Below are 15,229 nucleotides of genomic sequence, written 5' to 3'. Positions count from 1 at the left end.
TGAGTGGATTGTCGGAGACCGTCTCCTGTGCCACCATAGGCGCGGGAGGATATCTGGATGGTGTCGACATTGTCGCACATACGGGAGATCGAGCGCGTCGGCATGGGCGCGGTCAGCCCGCGCGATGCGCCCGTCGTCCAGTCCTGGCTGCGCTGTCTCAACGATTACAAGCTCGATCCGACGATCGCGCAGGAAGCCTATATCGTTCCGGAACTGAAGCTGCGCGAACATCGCGAGCAGGCGGAAGAACTCATCCGCATCGGCCGCTCCGGTCTTGAGACGCTGTTCAATCAGATTGCCGAGCAGAACTACGTCCTGCTCCTGTCGGACGCCCGTGGCGTGACCGTCGATTTCATGGGCGATCCCACCTTCGACAATCAATTGCGCCGTGCCGGGCTCTATCTCGGTTCGGAATGGTCGGAAAACCGGGCGGGTACCTGCGCGGTCGGTGCCTGCCTCGTTTCCGGCGAACCGGTCATCATCCATCAGGACGATCATTTCGACACCAGCCATATCGGGCTGACCTGCACCGCAGCGCCCATCTTCGACACGCTGGGCAGTCTCACCGCCGTGCTCGACATTTCCCAGCTCCGTTCACCGACCGCCAAGGCCAGCCAGCAGCTCGCGCTGCATCTGGTTGCCTCCACGACGCGGCGTATCGAGCTTGCCAACCTGATGACCCGCACCCGCAACGACTGGGTGCTGCGCCTTGCCCGCTCGCCGGAATTCCTTGACGTCGATCCGGATGCTGCCATTGCGCTCGATGGCAGCGGCCGTATCACCGGCATGACCCATGGCGGGTTTGGCGCGCTCGCCCGGGCGATGGATCTCGGCGGGCTTTCGACGCGTGATGTCCTGGGACAGTCGATTTCGCAGGTTTTCGATATCGATGTCGACGACCTGCCACGCTTCATGCGCGGACGGCCGAACGGCGAAAGGCTGCTGCGGGCGCGCAACGGCCTCGTGCTGTTTGCCAGTGCCATTGCGCCCGCCGTCAATCTGCGCTCACCCGCCACGCCTGAACCACGCGTGCCGCGGGCACTGCGCGACCTCAGCCGCGGCGATGCCGCGATGGAAAGAATGTTGGCCCGCGCAGCGAAGCTGGCCGCGAAAAATATCCCGATCCTCATCCAGGGCGAAACGGGCAGCGGCAAGGAATATCTGGCGCGGGCGATCCATGATGGTTGTGGCGGCGAGGGCAATTTCGTCGCTGTCAATTGCGCGGCGGTCCCGGAACACCTCATCGAATCCGAACTCTTCGGCTACACGCCGGGCGCCTTTACCGGCGCCAGCCAGAAGGGCAAGCGCGGCCTGATCGAGGAGGCGAATGGCGGCACACTGTTCCTTGACGAGATCGGCGACATGCCGCTTGCCCTGCAAAGCCGGCTGCTGCGTGTGCTCTCGGAAAATGAAGTACAGCCGGTCGGCGCGCTGAAGGCGCGGCCGGTCCGCCTGCGCGTGCTCTCGGCATCCCACCGAGATCTGGCGGAACTGGTGAAGGAAGGGCGCTTCCGGCAGGACCTCTATTATCGCCTGAATGCCGCGACGCTCGCTCTGCCGGCCCTGCGCGAGCGGGAAGATCTCGGCTGGCTGATCGACCAGCTTCTCAGCCGCATTGAAAAGGAAAACGGTGAGATCTACCGGATCGACAAGGCAGCGCGGGCCGCACTGTCGGGGTATGACTGGCCGGGTAATCTGCGCGAGCTTTCCAATGCGTTGCGCGTGGCGGCAGCATTGTCCGAGGGCGGCCTCATCGATCTTGACTGCCTGCCGGAACACCTCTTTGCCGAATCCACCACGGACACATCGCAAGATGACGACGACCTGCGCCAGGCGCTCCGTAACTGTGGCAACAACGTTTCGGCACTTGCACGAAGGCTGGGTGTCGACCGCTCCACCATCCACCGTCGTCTGAAGCGTCTGAACTGATGCAACGGTTGCAACACCTGTTGCGCGCGGCCTGTTGCATTTGCTCCCCTCACCAAAACGTCACTCTCGCAACGCATTGAGATAACGAGTGAAATAGACCCGCCACCAGTCTGGCACGCCGCTTGCTGATCTTCCTTTGCGAAACAGGAGGAGGAAATGCAATGAAGGCACTGCGCTTTCACGCCGCCAAGGATCTGCGCATCGAGGAGGTCGAGGCGCCGTCGGCGCCAGCGCCGGATCAGGTGCTCGTCGAAAACAGGTTCTGCGGTATCTGCGGCACGGATCTGCACGAATATGCCTATGGCCCGATCTTCGTGCCAAAGGTGCCGCATCCCTTTACCGGGGCGTATGGGCCGCAAATCCTCGGCCATGAGTTTGGTGGCGTCGTCAAGGTGGTCGGCGCGGATGTCAGCCATGTGAAGCCCGGTGATCGCGTGTCGATCCAGCCGCTGATCATGCCGCGCCAAGGGGACTATTATGCCGATCGTGGCCTGTTTCACCTGAGCGCCAATCTCGCACTCGCCGGCCTGTCCTGGCATTCCGGCGGCATGGCTGAGGTCGCCCTTCTCAACGATTACAACGTCCAGCCCATTCCCGATGCGCTTTCCGATCAGGAGGCGGCACTCATCGAACCGACGGCGGTTGCCGTCTATGCTTGCGATCGCGGCGGGGTGACGGCCGGCAACAGTGTGCTCGTCACCGGCGCCGGGCCGATCGGCATTCTCGTCGCCATGGCCGCACGCGCTGCTGGCGCCTCGCAGCTCTTCCTCTCTGACCTCAACGACACACGGTTGGCGCTGGCCAGGGAGGCGCTCGGCGAGGTGCGCACGATCAATCCGAACACGGAAAAGGTTGGCGACGTCATCCGCGCCGAGACGGAGGGCAATGTCGGTTGCGACGTCGCCATCGAGTGCGTCGGCAACGAACATGCATTGAAGAACTGCGCCGATGCCGTGCGCAAGCAGGGCGTCGTCGTGCAGACCGGGCTCCACCCCGGCGAAAACCCGCTGAACTGGTTCGACGTTACCTTCAAGGATATCGATATCCGCGGTTCCTGGGCCTATCCAACCCATTACTGGCCGCGCGTCGCACGGCTGATCGCCAGCGGCCAGATCCCGGCGAGCCGGATCGTCACCAAATATGTCTCGCTTAGCGAGGCCGTCACGGCGGGTTTCGATCAGTTGCTCGACCCGGCCGGCAAGCACCTGAAAATCCTGATCGACCTTTCCCGATAGACCCATCCATCTTGCCGGGCGGTTGAAGAGCCGCCCGATATTCTGAACTGAGTAGGAGGAGAAACCATGCTCGACAAGACCCCCACCACCCGCGCCCAGGCGCTTCTCGATACGTTTGGCGCGGCCCTTGAAGCCGGCCGTATCGACGACGCCGTCAATCTGTTCGCGGAGGAATGCTACTGGCGCGACCTCGTCGCCTTCACCTGGAACCTCAAGACTGTCGAGGGCCGCGATCAGGTCCGCGATATGCTGCAGGCCCAGCTCGCCGCGGCAAGGCCGTCGAACTGGCGCGTGGCGACCGGCGAGGAGGCGACCGAGGCCGACGGCGTGCTGGAAAGCTGGATCTCGTTCGAAACGGCGACCGGGCGCGGTTATGGGCTGGTGCGCTTCAAGAACGGCCTCATCTGGACGTTGTTGACGGCGCTGGGAGAGCTCAAGGGCCACGAGGAGAAAACCGGCTTCACCCGGCCGCTCGGCGCAAAACATGGCCAGAACCTCGGGGCGAAGACCTGGAAGGAAGAGCGCGAGGACGAGGAACGCACGCTCGGTTACGAGAAACAGCCCTATACCGTCATCATCGGCGGCGGGCAGGGCGGTATTGCGCTCGGCGCGCGGCTGCGCCAGCTCGGCGTGCCGACGATCATCCTCGAAAAGAACGATCGGCCGGGCGATAGCTGGCGCAAGCGCTACAAGTCGCTCTGCCTGCACGATCCTGTCTGGTACGATCACCTGCCCTATATCGATTTTCCGAAGAACTGGCCGGTCTTCGCACCGAAGGACAAGATCGGCGACTGGCTTGAATTCTACACCAAGGTCATGGAGCTGAACTACTGGACCCGTTCCACCGCCAAGTCGGCGACTTGGGACGAGGCTGCCAAGGAATGGACCATCGTCGTCGATCGCGACGGTGAGGACGTGGTGTTGCGGCCGAAACAGCTTGTCTTCGCCACCGGCATGTCGGGAAAAGCGAATATTCCGGACTTCAAGGGCCGGGATCGCTTCGAGGGTGAGCAGCATCACTCGTCCCAGCATCCGGGGCCGGATGGCTACAAGGGCAAAAAGGTGGTGGTGGTCGGCTCGAACAACTCGGCCCACGACATCTGCGCGGCTCTTCACGAGGCGGGCGTCGATGTCACCATGATCCAGCGTTCGACGACCCACATCGTGCGGTCGGATACGCTGATGGATATCGGCCTCGGCTCTCTCTATTCCGAGCAGGCGCTGGCGAACGGCATGACGACGGCCAAGGCCGACCTCATTTTCGCCTCGCTTCCCTACCGCATCATGCACACGTTCCAGATTCCGCTCTACGAAAAGATGCGCGAGCGGGATGCGGAGTTCTATGCGGCGCTGGAAAAGGCCGGCTTCCAGCTTGACTGGGGTGCCGATGGATCGGGCCTCTTCATGAAGTACCTGCGCCGCGGATCCGGCTACTACATCGATATCGGCGCCTCGCAGCTCATCATCGACGGCAAGGTCAAGCTTGCGGCGGGACAGGTCGAGGAGATCACGGAAAACGCCATAAAGCTGTCGAACGGCGCGGAAATCCCGGCCGACGTCATCGTCTATGCGACGGGCTACGGGTCGATGAACGGCTGGGTCGCCGACCTCATCGATCAGGAAACCGCCGACACGGTCGGCAAGGTCTGGGGCCTGGGGTCCGACACACCAAAGGATCCGGGGCCGTGGGAGGGCGAGCAGCGCAACATGTGGAAGCCGACGCAACAGGAAGCGCTGTGGTTCCACGGCGGCAACCTGCACCAGTCCCGCCACTATTCGCAGTATCTGTCACTGCAATTGAAGGCGCGCATGGAAGGTCTGCCGACTCCGGTCTACGGCCTGCAGGCGGTCCATCACCGGAAGTAACCTCTCCTTTGGACCGGTTGGAATGGCGCGCAAAGGAACCGCGGGTCGATCGCCTGCGTTTCCTTCGCGCAAACCATTACCGAAAAGGAGAACATCCATGGTCGCTGCAAACGAAATCCGCGAACATATGGAAGTCCGTGCCGCCGATGGTGGCCATGTTGGCACCGTCGATCATATGGAGGGCGACAGCCGCATCAAGCTCACCCGGCGAGATTCCGAGGATGGGCAGCATCATCTCATCCCGCTCGACTGGGTCGATCACGTCGATGCGCATGTTCATCTCAACAAGGATGCGGAAGAAGTCCGTCGCCAGTGGTCGACGATGAACTGACATCCTTCAGCATAAAGACGGCTCGGTGGACATAGCCGGGCCGTTTTTCACCTGGCATCAGGCAAGCGTAATGGTGACGCCCGCTGTCTTGAGGGCCGCCGCAACGTCGCGCGGAGGCGCCTTGTCGGTGAAGAGGTCCGTGACGGCGCTGAACTCGCAAACCCGCACGAGGCCCTGCCGGCCGAATTTCGTATGGTCGGTGACGATAATCGCGCGACGGCCCTGCGCCACCACGGCGCGGGCAAATTCCGCCTCCTCGAGATCGTAATCCATCACCCCGATCGTCGCATCGATCGCTCCGGTCGAGATGACGGCGTGGCCCACCGTGAAGTGGCTGATGAACTCGATCGCCGATATGCCGAAGGCGGCACCGTTATCGCTGCGCAATTCGCCGCCCGCCATGTAGACGCGGTTGTCGTTGACCGTCGACAGCGTGCGCGCGATGTCGGAGGAGTTGGTGACGACCGTCAGGCGCCGGTGACCGAGAAGCTCGCGGGCAAGGTAGCTCGTCGTCGTGCCTGTATCGAGCATGATCGAATCGCCGTCGCGAATGGTCGCGGCCAGCGACACCGCTATCGCTTTCTTGGCTTCGCTGTTTTCGCGCATGCGCTTTTCGAAAGGTGCTTCGCCGACGATGGAGGGCAGGGCCACGGCGCCGTGCATCTTCACGACGGTGCCGTTTGTCGTCAGCGGCTTGATATCGCGGCGCACGGTTTCCAGCGAGACGTCGAGCCTTTTTGCAAGGTCTGCAATCGTCACCGTGCCGTCCTGCTGGAGGAGGCGGATAATGTCGTTGTGGCGTTTGGAATGGTTCATAATCGTCGAGCCCGCAAAGCGTTCCGTTGTTTCATAATCCCTTGCGGGCTCGCTGGCAAGAAAACTTCAAAAACGGTCATAAAAGCAGAAAAAGCCACATTTGAGGATTGACAGCCGCTTTCCTCCGGCATGACATTGACGGCGCGCGCAGTCGAGAGAAAAAAACCGGGAACCGCGTGCGAAGGCGGCTCCACGCCCTGTGGAGCGCGGGAGGACATGAATGGACGGGCATGCCGAGCTCAGCCGCGGGGTCGAAGATCGCATCCGGGCCATGCCGTGTTGGAGCGGACGCATCGAGATCGCGCCTTTGAAGGGGGGCATCAGCAATGAAAGCTATCTTGTCCATGACGGCGCGGGGCGCCATGTCGTGCGTTTCGGCAGGGATTATCCGTTCCACCATGTCTTCCGCGACCGCGAACTGATGACGGCACGAGCAGCGCATGCGGCGGGATTCGGGCCGGCGGTTCATTTTGCCGAGCCGGGCGTCATGGTCTCGGCCTATCTTGGCGCCAAAACCTTTGGCGCGGCGGATGTCGTCGCCGAACGGCTGCGGGTGGCGCAGGTGCTGCGGCGTTTCCACACGGAAATGCCCGCGGAAATCAGCGGCGCGGCGTTTCTGTTCTGGCCCTTCCATGTGGTGCGCGACTATGCCCGCACGCTCAAGGCCGGCAACAGCCGCATGACACGGCATTTGCCGGGATATCTCGTGCTTGCCGACGAACTGGAAGCCGCGCAGGCACCTTTGCCGATCGTCTTCGGTCACAACGATCTCCTGCCGGCCAATATTCTTGACGACGGTGAACGGCTCTGGCTGATCGATTTCGAATATGCCGGTTTTTCGACGGCGATGTTCGATCTGGCCGGTGCGACGTCGAATGCCGGCCTTTCGCCCGAACAGGCGGATGATTTTCTGGCGGCCTATTTCGGCGGCGTGCCGGATGCGGCGCTCCGCCGCTCCCATGTTGCCATGCAATGCGCCTCCCTGTTGCGCGAGGCGATGTGGAGCATGGTCTCCGAACTGCACCTCACCGCACCGGGTGCCGACTATGTCGGCTACACGACCGAAAATCTCGGCCGCCTCGACCAGGCCGTCGACCATTACAGATCCACATACGGGAAACGAACCAAATGACCCTGCCATCCCATGCCGAGATCGTTGTCATCGGCGGCGGCATCATCGGCTGCTCGACGGCCTATCACCTTGCGCGTGATCACAAGGCGGATGTCGTCCTGCTCGAACAGGGCACGCTGACTTCCGGCTCGACCTGGCATGCGGCAGGTCTCGTCGGTCAGTTGCGCTCTTCGGCGTCGATCACCCGCGTCCTGAAATACTCCGTCGACCTCTATAAGGACCTCGAGGCCGAAACGGGCCTTGCCACGGGCTGGAAGATGTCGGGATGCCTGCGCCTTGCCACCAATCAGGACCGCTGGACCGAGTACCGCCGCCTCGCCACGACGGCCAAGAGTTTTGGCATGGACATGCACCTGTTGACGCCGCAGGAGGTGAAGACCATGTGGCCCCTGATGGAAGTCGGCGATCTCGTCGGCGCCAGCTTCCTGCCGACGGACGGGCAGGCGAGCCCCTCCGACATCACCCAGTCGCTTGCGAGGGGTGCACGCATGCACGGCGCGAAGATCGTCGAGAACGTGCGCGTCACCGGTTTCGAGATGAAGGATGGCTGCATCACGCATGTGCGCACCACGCTCGGCGACATCGCCTGCGACAAGGTGGTCAACTGCGCCGGCCAGTGGGCGCGGCAGGTGGGCGCCATGGCGGGCATCAACGTGCCGCTCCAGCCGGTCAAGCACCAATATATCATCACCGAAAAGATATCCGGCCTGTCGACCGACGCCCCGACCATCCGCGATCCCGACCGGCGCACCTATTTCAAGGAGGAAGTCGGCGGGCTGGTGATGGGCGGCTATGAGCCGAACCCGCAGCCCTGGACCACGGGCGACGTGCCCGATGAGTGGGCTTTCCGCCTGTTCGACGACGATTTCGACCACTTCGAGCAGCATATGGAGCAGGCGATTGCCCGCGTGCCGGCGCTGGAAACGGTCGGCGTCAAGCAGATGATCAACGGGCCGGAGAGTTTCACGCCGGACGGCAACTTCATTCTGGGTGTCGCGCCGGAATGCAGGAACATGTTCGTCGGCGCCGGCTTCAACGCCTTCGGTATTGCGTCCGGCGGTGGTGCCGGGTGGGTGCTGGCGCAATGGGTGGTCGATGGCGAGGCGCCGCTCGACCTTTGGGTCGTCGATATCCGCCGCTTCGCCGGCATGCACCGGGACCGCCAATGGGTGCTCGACCGCACCCTGGAGGCCTATGGCAAACATTACACGATCGGCTTCCCGCACGAGGAATACGAAAGCGGCCGCCCGCGCGTCGTCTCGCCGCTTTATGAGCGCCTGAAGGCGCATGGTGCCGTCTTCGGCTCGAAACTCGGCTGGGAGCGCCCGAACTGGTTTGCACCGAAAGGTATCGAGCCGAAAGACGTCTATTCGATGGGCCGGCAGAACTGGTTTGCCGCCGTTGGCGAAGAACACCGCCATGTGCGCGAGGCCGTCGGCATCTTCGATCAGTCCTCCTTCGCCAAATACGAGATGACGGGCCAGGACGCGCTGAAGGCACTTGACTGGATCTGCGCCAACGATGTCGGCAAGCCGGCGGGCCGGCTCACCTATACCCAGCTCCTCAACAGCCGCGGCGGCATCGAGGCGGATCTGACGGTGGCGCGACTTTCGGACGACAAATTCTACATCGTCACGGGCACAGGCTTCCGCACGCATGACCTCGGCTGGATTGCCGACCACGTTCCGGCCGGCTTCGACGTCTCGTTGCGTGACGTGACGGAAGAATTCGGCACGCTCTCGCTGATGGGGCCGAAGGCGCGCAACGTGCTCGCTGCGGCGACCAATGCGGACGTCTCCAACGCCGACTTCCCGTTCGGCCATGTGCGCGAAATCGCCATTGCCGGACATCCGGTCCGGGCGCTGCGCGTCACCTATGTCGGCGAACTCGGCTGGGAACTGCACGTGCCGATCGGCGTCATCGGCGCCGTCTTCGACGCGCTCATGGCGGCGGGCGCCCCCCACAATATCCGCCCCGTCGGCTATCGGGCGCTGGAATCGCTACGCCTTGAAAAGGGCTATCGCGCCTGGGGTTCGGACATCACGCCGAACGACACGCCCTTCGATGCCGGCCTCGGCTGGGCGGTGAAGCTGCGCAAGGAGACCGACTTCCTCGGCCGTCGGTCGCTGGAAAGCGCACAGGCCGAGACGCGCAAGAAGGCGTTCGCCGGCTTCACGGTCGATGACCCGAATATCGTGCTGGTCGGCCGTGAAACGATCCTGAGGAACGGCGAGCCGGTCGGTTATCTCACAAGCGGTGGCTATGGCTACACGCTCGGCAAGAATGTCGGCTACGGCTATGTGCGTCGCGCCGAGGGCGTGGACGATGCCTTTCTTGCAGAAGGCACCTACGAACTGGTCGTCGCGATGGAACGCACACCGGCGAAAATCCATCTGGAGCCGCTTTATGATCCGACGGCTGCGCGGGTGAAGGCCTGAGCAGCCGAAAGCCGGAAAGTCTCTCCAGGTTTGGAAGGCTGCCACATCCATCTTTGTCGACCTCGGCTTCCGGGCCGAGGTTTCGTTTTCGTGCGTCGAAATGAACGTTCAATGCCCTGTCGTGGTCATCGGAAATATAGTATAGGGGGGTATATTATAAATTGCGGTGCCTGCCATGAGCCATACTGTCCACCAGAAAGATAAGCTGATTGCCCGTGTCCGGCGCCTCAAAGGGCAGATGGAGGGCATCGAACGCGCGCTGGAAGGCGAGGCGGGATGCGGAGAGATCTTGCGTCAGCTCGCGTCGGTGCGCGGCGCTCTGGCGGGTCTGACCGCAGAGGTGATGGAGGATCATCTGCGCCATCACGTGGTGGAGGCTGAAACCGAGGCCGGTCGTCGCCATGGCGGCGAGGAGCTGATCGAGGTCATCAGGACCTATCTGAAATAGCCGGTGAGACGGAAGGACCAAACCATGACGACCAACCCCACGGCAAACCGCACGCATGACCACGTCTTCCTCGGTGCGGATCATCACAGAAATGAGCGCAAGGTCTGGCTCGTCATCGTGCTGACGTCGGGCATGATGGCGGCGGAAATCGTCGCTGGCACGGTGTACGGCTCGATGGCGCTGGTGGCGGATGGCTGGCACATGTCGACCCATGCCGGCGCCATGCTCATCGCAGCCCTTGCCTATTCCTACGCCCGTCGCCACGCCCGCGACCCACGCTTCACCTTCGGTACGGGCAAGCTTGGCGATCTCGCCGGTTTTGCCAGTGCCATCGTGCTGGCGCTGATCGCGCTCCTCATTGGCTGGGAAAGTTTTGTGCGGCTTGCAAATCCCGTCGCCATCGGCTTCGAGCAGGCGATTGCCGTTGCCGTCGCCGGCCTCGCCGTCAATTTGCTGAGCGCGTGGCTGCTACGCGACGACCCCGGGCATCATCACCATTCACACGGCCATGCACATTCGCATGACCACGGCCATGGTCACGATCATCACGATCATGGTCACCATCGCCGTGACAACAATCTGCGTGCTGCCTATCTGCATGTGCTGGCGGATGCGCTGACCTCGGTTCTTGCCATCGTCGCCCTTCTGCTTGGCCGCAGCTATGGCTGGCTCTGGGCGGATCCGGCCATGGGTGTTGTCGGCGCGCTCGTCATTGTGCGCTGGTCATGGAGCCTTATCCGCGAGACCGGCGGGGTTCTCGTCGATGCGGTCCCGCAAGGAGAGGGACTGGTGGACGGCATCCGCACGGCGCTGGAGCATGGCCAGGAGCGCATCACGGATCTCCATGTCTGGCAGGTTGGTCCGGGCCATCATGCGGCGATCGTGTCCATTGTCTCTCCCGAACCGAAGGCGCCGGCCATTTACAAGGCGCGCCTGGCCCATCTCGGCGCCCTCTCGCATGTGACCGTCGAAGTTCAGCCGGCTTAGGGGCGCAGGGGCGACGCCGTGGGTGTCGCTTGCTATCCGTGCTCGCTTGCAAGATATTTCAGCCGGTGACCTTGATTTCATGTCTGCAACCTGAAATATATTTCATCGTATGAATTATATTGACAGGCGGTCTGCTTTGCGATTACCTGCCCATACCGGACTTCGAGGAGGAAGTTCGGGTTTCAACGCGATCAGCGGCGTCATCTCGACGCCCTCGGGCTTTTTGGGAGGGGCTTCGGCCTCGAGGAGGATTTTTGCGCACTTTTCTCAGCACGACCGCGATGGCGGTCCTTGCAGCCACGCTTTTTGCCGGTTCCGCCGCCGCCGAGACGGAAAACCCGTTCCGCTGCAAGCCGGGCGAAAAATATGTCATGAACGTCATGGTCTCGGGCGTCGAATACTGGTTCCCGGTCTATGAAATGTTCAAGCAGGCCGGCCAGCAGCTCGGCTGCGAAACGGAATATACCGGCACGCCGGAATATGACGTCAACAAGCAGATCGCCACCTTCGACCAGGCGCTCGCCCAGAACCCGGCCGGCATCCTCGTACATCCGATGAACTCCGACCCGTTCATCGAGCCGATCAACCGTGCCATCGACCAGGGCACGGCGGTCGTGACATTTGCGGCCGACTCGCCGCTCTCCAAGCGCGTGTCCTTCATCACCTCGGACAACACCCGCGAAGGCACCTATGCGGCCGACGCGATTGCCGAGAAGATGGGTGGCAAGGGCGAATATGCGGTGCTCGAAAATCCGGGCCAGGACAACCACGACAAGCGCATTGCTGCCTTCATCGCCCGCATGGAAGAGAAGTGGCCGGACATGAAGCTGGTCGGCCGTGCGGCCTCCAACCAGGATCCGACCAAGGCCTATCAGGGTCTGTCGAGCTTGATCCAGGCCAACCCGAACCTCGGCGCGGTCTTCATGCCGGAAGCCAACTCCGCCATCGGCGCGGCGCAGGCCAACAAGGAATCGGGCGGCAAGGTCCTCGTCATGTGCGCGGACGTCAACGCCAACATCCTCGACATGATCAAGGCCGGCGAAGTGTTCGGCTCGATCAACCCGAACCAGGGCATGCAGGGTTATATGGGCTTCATGCTGCTGTGGCTCGCCAAGCACCCGGAACTCATCGACCCGATGAACGACGCCAAGCGCTCGGGCTTCAACCCGATGAGCATCCCGGTCGTCGACAATGGCCTGTCGATCGTGACCGCCGAAAATGCCGACGACTTTTATTGGGACAAGTACCTGAAGCGTCGCGGCACCAAGGGCATCGAGGAGTAAGCTCCCAAGCGAACGCCATCCGCGCCGCGAGGCGCGGATGGGAGAATGGGCAAGTGTCTGCGGCAAGCCCCCTCATCCGGCCCTTTTGGGCCACCTGCTCCCCGTTGGGGAGAAGGGAAAAGGAGATGCCGGCGATCTTCCCCTTCTCCCCAGCGGGGAGAAGGTCCCGGCAGGGGAATGAGGGGGGTGTCCATGGACGAAAGCCGAGGGAAGAGAGGAAAGACGATGGCGGAGCCGGTGCTCACCATTCATGGCGTGACCAAGCATTTCGGGGCAGTGAAGGCGTTGACCGACGTTGACTTCACGCTCGAACGCGGCGAGGTCCATGCACTCTGCGGCGAAAACGGTGCCGGCAAGTCGACGCTGATGAACATCATTGCCGGCGTGCTGCAGCCGACCGAGGGCGAAATCCGCGTCGACGGCAAGGCCGTGCGCATTGCATCGCCTGCCGCCGCCCAGTCGCTCGGTATCGGGCTGGTGCATCAGGAAATCGCGCTCTGCCCGGATGCGACGGTTGCCGAAAACATGTTCATGGCAGCCACGAACCGGCGTCGCTCTCCCTTCATGAATTACCGCGCGCTGGAACGCGACGCACAGGCGGTGATGAACCGGCTTGCCGCCATCGACGTGCGCCGCAAGGTCGCCGATCTGCCGATTTCCAGCCAGCAGCTCGTCGAGATCGCCAAGGCGCTGACGCTCGACTGCCGCGTGCTGATCCTGGACGAGCCGACCGCAGCGCTGACCGAAACCGAGGCGCAGCAGCTCTTCTCGATCATCCGTGACCTCAAGGCGAACGGTATTTCGATCATCTATATCAGCCATCGCATGGCCGAGATTTTCAGCCTCTGCGACCGGGTCACCGTGTTTCGCGACGGGCGCTATGTCTGCACCGATCGCATTGCGGACGTGACGCCCGACGACGTGGTGCGCCGCATGGTGGGTCGAGAGATCACGCAGCTTTATCCGGACAAACTCGGTGCGGACGAGGCGCCCGGCGCGACGATCCTCGAGGTGGACCGCATCGGTGACGATGTGCGCTTCCAGAATGTCAGCTTCAAACTGCGCAAGGGCGAAATCCTCGGTATCGGCGGCCTTATCGGCTCCGGCCGCACGGAGATCGCCGAGGGCATCTGCGGGCTCCGGCCGTGCACCGCGGGCACCGTGCGCCTGCATGGCGATACGCAGAAGATCAAGGCCTATTCCGACGCCGTGAAGGCGGGCATCGTCTACCTTTCCGAGGACCGCAAGGGCTCCGGCGTTTTTCTCGAGCTGTCCATCGCGCAGAACATTTCCGTGCTGGACCTGAAGGCACTGACCAACCCGGCCGGTCTGCTGAAACGTCGTGCGGAGACCGCACTGGCGGAAGATTTCGCAAAGCGGCTGGGGGTGCGCATGAGCGGCGTCGATGCGCCGGTCAAATCGCTCTCCGGCGGTAACCAGCAGAAGGTGGCGATCGCCAAGCAGCTGGCGGTGAAGCCGAAGGTCATCCTGATGGACGAGCCGACGCGCGGCATCGATGTCGGCGCGAAAACGGAAATTCACCGCCTGCTGCGCGATCTTGCGCGCTCGGGCATCGGCATCATCGTCATCTCGTCGGAAATGCCGGAGCTGCTCGGGCTCTGCGACCGCGTGCTTGTCGTACGGGAGGGACACATCGCGGGCGAACTCGGCGCTGAGGAAATGACGGAGGAGGCCGTGATCCGCCTGGCCTCAGGCATGGGCACGGCAAAGGCGGCGAACCATGCCGCGTGAGAAGAAACTGGGAGAGACGGGAATGGCAATCGACACGATGACGGCCGGCGCGCCGAAGACATCGCCCTTCAAACGCCTCGGCACGATGCGCGAGGCCGGGCTGATCGCGATCATCCTTGCGCTCTGCGTGGTCATGAGCTTCGCCTCGCCGCACTTCCTGACGCTCGGTAATTTCCGCGCCATGCTGATGAGCTTTTCCGTCGAAGGCATCGTCGTCGTCGGCATGACGATCCTGCTCATCGTCGGCGGCATCGATCTCGCGGTCGGCTCCGTCGTCTGCTTCGCGATGGTGCTCTCCGGCTCGTTGTTCCTCGCAGGGCTCGACCCGTGGACGGCCTCGCTGATCGGCATCCTGGCCAGCAGCGCCATCGGCGGCGCCATGGGCTTCTTCGTGACGGTCGTCGGGCTCAACCACTTCATCACGTCGCTGGCGGCCATGGTGATCGTGCGCGGCCTCTGCCTCATCATCACCAAGGGCACACCGCTCTCGCTCTTCACGCTGCCGGCCGGCTTCAAGGCGGTGGGGCAGGGCACCTTTTACGGCGTGCCCTATGTCATCCTGATCTTCGTCGCCGTCGTCGTGCTGTTCGATTTCCTGCTGCGCCGGGCGACTGCCTTCCGCAAGGTCTTCTACACCGGCAGCAACGAGAAGGCCGCGCTCTATTCCGGCATCAAGACCAACCAGGTGAAATTCTGGGTGACGGTGCTGTGTTCGACGCTAGCCGGTGTGGCAGGCGTCATCTATATGTCCCGCTTCGGGGCCGCCACGCCCACCTTCGGTGCCGGCATGGAGCTGAACATCATCGCTGCGGCCGTTATCGGCGGGGCCTCGCTCAACGGCGGCTCGGGCACCATTCTCGGCGCCATCCTCGGCATTGCATTGCTCTCAGTCGTCACATCCTCGCTGATCCTGCTCAATGTCTCCGTCTACTGGCAGGACATGATCAAGGGCTGCATCCTGCTCGCCGCCGTCTCCATCGATCACTTCATGCACAAGCGGAAGGCTGCCTGA

The 15,229-nt window shown here is 62.7% G+C and carries 12 protein-coding genes; 11 read left to right on the top strand and 1 reads right to left on the bottom strand.

Features of this window, described 5'->3' with window-relative positions; translation table 11 throughout:
• The first annotated feature begins 57 nt into the window (after positions 1-57).
• The 4 genes from GR138_RS09610 (at position 58) to GR138_RS09595 (ending at position 5,361) form a co-directional block, all read left to right on the top strand.
• Positions 58-1,929, top strand: coding sequence for a sigma-54-dependent Fis family transcriptional regulator (locus GR138_RS09610; protein ID WP_160858763.1), 1,872 nt, complete (start codon positions 58-60; stop codon positions 1,927-1,929).
• A 161-nt stretch (positions 1,930-2,090) separates the two neighbouring features.
• Complete coding sequence (locus tag GR138_RS09605; protein ID WP_160858761.1) at positions 2,091-3,164, top strand: 2,3-butanediol dehydrogenase; 1,074 nt, start codon at positions 2,091-2,093, stop codon at positions 3,162-3,164.
• A gap of 66 nt (positions 3,165-3,230) precedes the next feature.
• Positions 3,231-5,030 carry an NAD(P)/FAD-dependent oxidoreductase gene (locus GR138_RS09600; RefSeq protein WP_160858759.1) on the top strand — a complete coding sequence of 600 codons (1,800 nt, stop codon included), beginning with the start codon at positions 3,231-3,233 and terminating at the stop codon, positions 5,028-5,030.
• Positions 5,031-5,127: 97 nt separating this feature from the next.
• Positions 5,128-5,361 carry a DUF2171 domain-containing protein gene (locus GR138_RS09595; RefSeq protein WP_160858757.1) on the top strand — a complete coding sequence of 78 codons (234 nt, stop codon included), beginning with the start codon at positions 5,128-5,130 and terminating at the stop codon, positions 5,359-5,361.
• A 57-nt stretch (positions 5,362-5,418) separates the two neighbouring features.
• Here the strand turns inward: GR138_RS09595 and GR138_RS09590 are convergent, their stop codons facing one another.
• Entirely contained in the window at positions 5,419-6,177 is a 759-nt protein-coding gene (locus tag GR138_RS09590; RefSeq protein ID WP_160858756.1) for a DeoR/GlpR family DNA-binding transcription regulator, read from the bottom strand.
• Between the two features lie 220 nt (positions 6,178-6,397).
• On the opposite strand from GR138_RS09590, the gene GR138_RS09585 reads away from it, so the two are divergent.
• From GR138_RS09585 to GR138_RS09555, 7 genes are all read left to right on the top strand, one after another.
• Entirely contained in the window at positions 6,398-7,309 is a 912-nt protein-coding gene (locus GR138_RS09585) for a choline/ethanolamine kinase family protein (RefSeq protein ID WP_160858754.1), read from the top strand.
• Positions 7,306-9,747: a GcvT family protein gene (locus GR138_RS09580; RefSeq protein WP_160858752.1), complete on the top strand. Its 2,442-nt coding sequence runs from the start codon at positions 7,306-7,308 to the stop codon at positions 9,745-9,747. Before GR138_RS09585 ends, GR138_RS09580 begins: the two co-directional genes overlap by 4 nt.
• 175 nt (positions 9,748-9,922) lie before the next feature.
• The gene (locus GR138_RS09575) at positions 9,923-10,195 is read left to right on the top strand and encodes a metal/formaldehyde-sensitive transcriptional repressor (RefSeq protein ID WP_160858750.1); all 273 of its coding nucleotides are present in this window, start codon (positions 9,923-9,925) and stop codon (positions 10,193-10,195) included.
• 24 nt (positions 10,196-10,219) lie between these two features.
• The gene (dmeF, locus tag GR138_RS09570; RefSeq protein WP_160858748.1) at positions 10,220-11,182 is read left to right on the top strand and encodes a CDF family Co(II)/Ni(II) efflux transporter DmeF; all 963 of its coding nucleotides are present in this window, start codon (positions 10,220-10,222) and stop codon (positions 11,180-11,182) included.
• 254 nt (positions 11,183-11,436) lie between these two features.
• Positions 11,437-12,465: a substrate-binding domain-containing protein gene (locus GR138_RS09565; protein WP_160858746.1), complete on the top strand. Its 1,029-nt coding sequence runs from the start codon at positions 11,437-11,439 to the stop codon at positions 12,463-12,465.
• Positions 12,466-12,690: 225 nt separating this feature from the next.
• Positions 12,691-14,217 carry a sugar ABC transporter ATP-binding protein gene (locus GR138_RS09560; RefSeq protein ID WP_160858744.1) on the top strand — a complete coding sequence of 509 codons (1,527 nt, stop codon included), beginning with the start codon at positions 12,691-12,693 and terminating at the stop codon, positions 14,215-14,217.
• A gap of 22 nt (positions 14,218-14,239) precedes the next feature.
• Positions 14,240-15,229 carry an ABC transporter permease gene (locus GR138_RS09555; RefSeq protein WP_160858742.1) on the top strand — a complete coding sequence of 330 codons (990 nt, stop codon included), beginning with the start codon at positions 14,240-14,242 and terminating at the stop codon, positions 15,227-15,229.

Source organism: Shinella kummerowiae, assembly GCF_009827055.1.
Classification (GTDB): Bacteria; Pseudomonadota; Alphaproteobacteria; order Rhizobiales; family Rhizobiaceae; genus Shinella; species Shinella kummerowiae.
Note: the sequence above shows the minus strand (reverse complement) of the source record. Positions and strands in the feature narration are given on the sequence as shown.

Coding starts and splice junctions, on each gene's coding strand:
- GR138_RS09595 (WP_160858757.1), top strand. CDS start 5,128: ATGGTCGCTGCAAACGAAATCCGCGAACATATGGAAGTCCGTGCCGCC.
- GR138_RS09585 (WP_160858754.1), top strand. CDS start 6,398: ATGGACGGGCATGCCGAGCTCAGCCGCGGGGTCGAAGATCGCATCCGG.
- GR138_RS09555 (WP_160858742.1), top strand. CDS start 14,240: ATGGCAATCGACACGATGACGGCCGGCGCGCCGAAGACATCGCCCTTC.
- GR138_RS09560 (WP_160858744.1), top strand. CDS start 12,691: ATGGCGGAGCCGGTGCTCACCATTCATGGCGTGACCAAGCATTTCGGG.
- GR138_RS09610 (WP_160858763.1), top strand. CDS start 58: ATGGTGTCGACATTGTCGCACATACGGGAGATCGAGCGCGTCGGCATG.
- GR138_RS09605 (WP_160858761.1), top strand. CDS start 2,091: ATGAAGGCACTGCGCTTTCACGCCGCCAAGGATCTGCGCATCGAGGAG.
- GR138_RS09590 (WP_160858756.1), bottom strand. CDS start 6,177: ATGAACCATTCCAAACGCCACAACGACATTATCCGCCTCCTCCAGCAG.
- GR138_RS09575 (WP_160858750.1), top strand. CDS start 9,923: ATGAGCCATACTGTCCACCAGAAAGATAAGCTGATTGCCCGTGTCCGG.
- dmeF (WP_160858748.1), top strand. CDS start 10,220: ATGACGACCAACCCCACGGCAAACCGCACGCATGACCACGTCTTCCTC.
- GR138_RS09600 (WP_160858759.1), top strand. CDS start 3,231: ATGCTCGACAAGACCCCCACCACCCGCGCCCAGGCGCTTCTCGATACG.
- GR138_RS09580 (WP_160858752.1), top strand. CDS start 7,306: ATGACCCTGCCATCCCATGCCGAGATCGTTGTCATCGGCGGCGGCATC.